Genomic DNA, 4,641 nt, shown 5'->3' with positions numbered 1-4,641 from the left:
GCTGCACGATTACAAAGATGTAATTCTGGTGCTCCAGGCTGGCTTTATTGGAGCCTGGGGCGAGTGGCATGCTTCCACCAACGGCCTGACCTCATTAACCAACAAGCGGACAATTCTGAACGCATTACTGACAGCGACTCCGTCGGATCGCATGGTGCAGTTGCGCTATCCCGGCGATTTGATGGCCCTGTACCCCACCCCCCTGGACAGCAATACCGGCTTCAGCGGCAGTAACCAGGCCCGTGTAGGCCACCACAACGACTGTTTTCTGTCTGGCCCCGACGATACTGGCACCTATCATCCCATCGGCCAGAAGAGCGCCATGCAGAGCTACCTCGAGCGCATGAGCGAGTTTACCGGGGTGGGTGGGGAAACCTGCCAGGTTAACTCCGGGCAGCAACGAACCGACTGCCCCACCGCCCTGGCCGAGATGCGCCGCTTCCGCTGGAGCTACCTCAACCTGACCTTCTACCGCCCAGCCATAGACCGTTGGCGGGCCGAGGGCTGCTTCGACGAAATTGCCCGCAAGCTGGGCTACCGTTTCCGCCTGGTGCGCGCAGTAGTGCCCGAGCAGGTGGGTCGCAGCGGGCGTTTGCAGATGAGCCTGGAGATCGCCAACGACGGCTTCGCCACCCCCTTCAATCCCCGCCCGGTGCAGCTTGTGCTGCGGGCCAGGGGCACCCAGGCCGTCTATACGGTTGCAGTGAGTAGCGATCCCCGCCGCTGGAGGGCTGGGCAGACCACCACCATAGGAATTGACGTAGCATTGCCGACTAGCCTGCCTGCCGGGGAGTACGATCTGTTGCTGCATCTGCCCGACGCAGCAAGCGGACTCTCGAGCCGGCCCGAGTATGCCATTCGGCTGGCCAACCAGAATACCTGGGAAGCCAGTACCGGCTACAACAACCTGCAAACCACTCTGAAAGTCCAGTAAAGCGGTTGTCAAAAAGCGATAACGCGAGAACCGCGATAGAGCTACGATGCTGCAGGTTTGGCTTGGGTCTCGAGGGTAGCCCCGTGGGTTTGGTCGTGGTCAGGAATCAGGTCTTCGGCCTCGCGCACCACCCGGAAAAAGTAGCCCCCCATACCCACCACCATTCCCAACAGACCGCTTACCACCAGCAGCAGGGCCATACCGGCCCCAGGCCCCACACCCAGCAGTCCGCCAAACAGATCTGTCAGGGAGCCGCCGGGCATCATGGCGGGGGTGAGGACGCGGTCCGCAAGCGGCCCTGCTATCAGCATGGCTACCGGCCCCGCCACCCAGGCAATCATGCGCCGGGCCGAGAAGACCTTTCCCTGCACGTCGGGCGGCACCTTGGCCTGCCAGATGGCCTGGTTGGAACCATTCAGAATGGGCACAATCAGCGAAGCTGCAAATGCGCTGGCCGCCCAGAACCAGACGCTCTGCCCCAGACCCAGCAAAACACTGCCAAACAGACTAGAGAGTACCCAGCCCACCAGCACCCCATGCACCTTGCGCCTGGGGCCTCCCCAGGTTGCCAGCAGCAAGCCGCCCAGCACCCCACCAATGCCTGCCGCGCTCTGCACGGTGGCCAGCGCGGTCTCGCTCGAGGCAGTGCGGGCCAGAACCATGGCGGCCATAATGGCCATGCCCAGGTTGGCCGTGAGGTTTCCCAGCAGAAACACCATTTGCAAACCCAGTAGACTGGGCCGGGCAAAGATGAAGCGAAACCCATAGATCGCCTCTGTGAGCAGGCTTCCACGGCTTTCCAGCCCCGCCAAACTCTGCCTGGGCTGGGGAATATGCACCAGAAACAAGGTGAGGAATGCTGCGGCAAAAGTGACCAAATCCAGGAGCAAAATGCCCCCCAGACCAATCACCCCCAAAAAGATGCCCGCCAGAACCGGCGCACCAATGGCCGACGCAGATTCCGCCAGCGCGATCATACCGCTGGCCCTGGCGTAGTCTTTCTTGTCGAGCATGGTCGAGATGGCCGCCGAGTATGCCGGCCACTGGAAGGCGTTGGTCAGACCGCCCAGCACACCTGCAGCGTAGAGGTGCCAGATTTCCAGGCTCCCACCCTGATATAGCAGCAGCACCGCCAGTGTTCCGACCGCGGCGCCCAGGTCGGAGATCATCATCATCAGCTTGCGGTTTCCCCGGTCTACCCAGGCTCCCGCAAAGGGGGAGATGAGGATGAGCGGTACCAGATAGAAGAAGCCCATCAGGGCCAGCGAGGTTGCCAGCCCGGTTTTTTCGAAGGCCCAGATGGTAAGGGCAAACTGGCTCATGCCGCTGCCCACCAGCGAGACCAATTGTCCTGAGGCCACCAGCGTGAACCCCCGCAGTCCCGATAAATACCCCTGCTGCATAGTTCTCCCAAATAAACCTGGGCTCGAGGTTCCGGCCCAGGCGTCTGAGGCTAGACTCCTAAAGTCTAGACAGAGTCTACTCAATAAGAAAGCCAGGATTTGGAGTAGAGTGTAAATATGTCCAGAAGGCTAAAAAAAGTCAGTATCCAGGAGGCGTCCCTCCTGGACATAGAAGGGGCGGGGGGTGGCCGGCTGCATACGCTCCAAAGCAAGCTTCTGGAGCCGAATAATTCGCTTGCCGCCCGTATCCTGGCCGACCCCGATGTGGCTGTCTTCCTCAAACCCTTCATGCGCCAACCCACCACGGTCAGGGCAGCCGCCGAGGAGTTCAAGCTACCCCTCCAGACCATGCACTACCGCGTCCTGCAAATGCTACGCGCAGGGCTGCTGGAAGTCGTAAGGGTAGAACCCCGGCGGGGCCGACCCATCAAGCACTACCAGGCCACCGCTACCGCCTTCCGGATTCCTCTGGATCTGGTGCCGCATACCCTGCTGGAAAACCTGACCGAACATGTATCCTGGAAGTCGCAGCTCGAGCGCGGCCTGCAAAAAGCCCTGGGAGAGAGCGATTATGAGTCGCAAATGGTGGTCTATCTCAACGAGGATGGGTTGTTGATCTGGGGGTCACGCCTGGACGATTACGAGGGCGATCCCGAATTTCTAAAGCCCCAGTACCCCGCCACCCTCAACCTCTGGACAGGGGGTCTTAGGCTCGACCGGGCCGATGCCAAAGCTTTGCAGCGCGATCTCTGGGAAGTCTACGAGCACTATGCCCACCGGGGCGGCGCTGAAAAATACGTGATGCACCTGGGCCTGGCCCCAACCCCAGACCCCTAGCTATAAACGATGGGCTGGCTACAGGCTGTATCTAAAACAACGAGACCACCGGCTCGGTGGGAGGGCTGGCAAAAGTGCCGTAGAGGTCGGCTGCATTGAGGGAGAGGATGCGTTCGGCGGCCCACTCGGTTTCCTCGGTGGTGAGGTCGCCGTTGTAGACAGCCTGCTCCAGCACCTGGGCCAGAATGCGCCGCCCCCAGCGGGCCGCAATCCAGAACATCTCCGGGCTGTGGCGAGCGCTGGTGGAGAAGAGCACTTTGCTGATGGGGGCCAGGTGGGTGGCCTCGTGCAGAGCAGAGCGCATGGCGTGCACGCTTCCGGCGGGGATGGTCAGACCCAGATCCAGGTAAACACCGGGGTAGCTGCTGCTGAGATAGCCCGCTTCCCGGACGTAGGGATAACAGTGCAGCAAGACGATTCTCAGCCCACGCAACTCGGGGGCCTCCAACACCCCGCGTAGCCCCAGGGGATTGGCCAGGCGCAGATCCAGGGTGGGATCGCCATAGCCCGTGTGAAACTGCACCGCCTTGCCTACCTCGCCGGCTACCTTGAGGGCCATCCACAGCATGGAGTCCAGCAAGGGCTTGTTGAGCATGCGCGGGGTCTGGCCGGGGGTCAGGGTACGGCGCAATTCGCTATAGGCACGCTCGAGTTCAACCAGGTTGTGGCGGCCGATGTCCAGCCCAGTTCGGTAGGCCACTACGCTTTTGAAAGCTGCTACGGTAGGTGCCATGGCCCGCAAATGATCCTCGAACGCGTTCAGGAGGCGTGTAGCGCTGTCGTAGCGCTCGAGGAATTTGACCAGTTCGGCCTCGAGTTGCATGACCCGCCGAGCCACCGGGGGCAAGCGTTCGTCACACTCTCCGATGGTCCACAGGCCACCGTCCACCACGCTATCCTCGATGAGCAGATAGGAAATATTGGCTTCGGCAAACAGCCAGCGGGCCAGCTCGGTGTAGTTGTGTCGCTGTCGGGCCTCCCCAATGGCCTCCACGGTGGGTTCACAGCCATAAAACTCGGACAGGTCACGCACACTGCGGCGAAAAAACAGGCTGCCCTGCACAAAGGGGAGCATCCCGGGGCCAGGGTTCTGGGTGAAGTAGCGCTCGAGCGGTTCCTGACGCCAGCGCTCTTCCGTAAACACGGAGTATGCATGGTGATCGTAAATGGGGATGCTGGTTAAATGCATGAGGCTCCTGAATCTCAAACGCCAACAGGCTTTTCACCAGAGACCCGCACTTCTCAGACGGCTGGCGCTTGCTGGTATTTTATCGTACCTCAGAGAAACCGGACAGACTGGAGTTGGGATGAGGGTGTACAGGTTCAGAAAATTCTCTACGATACCAGATTCGGAACCCGACCGGAAGGAGACACTTTTTTTCGCCGACCGTCCGGGAGGGGGGTGCTCCAGGATTCCAAAAGAGAGCCTCCGGGTCTTCGGGTTGGAGGATGATCTTTTTGAATCCG

The 4,641-nt window shown here is 60.7% G+C and carries 5 protein-coding genes; 3 read left to right on the top strand and 2 right to left on the bottom strand.

Annotated elements, in window-relative coordinates; genetic code table 11:
- Positions 1-934: DUF4832 domain-containing protein (locus Q0288_RS12030; RefSeq protein ID WP_299430729.1), on the top strand; the 934-nt coding region annotated here is incomplete at its 5' end.
- 41 nt (positions 935-975) lie between these two features.
- Here Q0288_RS12030 and Q0288_RS12025 read toward each other — a convergent pair.
- Positions 976-2,337, bottom strand: a complete 1,362-nt coding sequence (locus Q0288_RS12025) for an MFS transporter (RefSeq protein ID WP_299430727.1) — start codon at positions 2,335-2,337, stop codon at positions 976-978.
- Positions 2,338-2,454: 117 nt separating this feature from the next.
- On the opposite strand from Q0288_RS12025, the gene Q0288_RS12020 reads away from it, so the two are divergent.
- Complete coding sequence (locus Q0288_RS12020; RefSeq protein ID WP_299430725.1) at positions 2,455-3,174, top strand: helix-turn-helix domain-containing protein; 720 nt, start codon at positions 2,455-2,457, stop codon at positions 3,172-3,174.
- 31 nt (positions 3,175-3,205) lie between these two features.
- Here the strand turns inward: Q0288_RS12020 and Q0288_RS12015 are convergent, their stop codons facing one another.
- A complete protein-coding gene (locus tag Q0288_RS12015; protein ID WP_299430723.1) occupies positions 3,206-4,318 on the bottom strand; it encodes an amidohydrolase family protein in 1,113 nt (370 codons plus the stop codon).
- 22 nt (positions 4,319-4,340) lie between these two features.
- Between Q0288_RS12015 and Q0288_RS12010 the strand changes: the two genes are divergently transcribed.
- Positions 4,341-4,641, top strand: a 301-nt coding sequence (locus Q0288_RS12010) for a hypothetical protein (protein ID WP_299430721.1), incomplete at its 3' end; no start/stop codon positions are given.

The sequence above is a fragment of the uncultured Meiothermus sp. genome, assembly GCF_937863175.1.
GTDB lineage: Bacteria > Deinococcota > Deinococci > Deinococcales > Thermaceae > Meiothermus.
The sequence above is the reverse complement of the archived record's forward strand: the minus strand, read 5'-3'. Positions and strand labels throughout refer to the sequence as shown.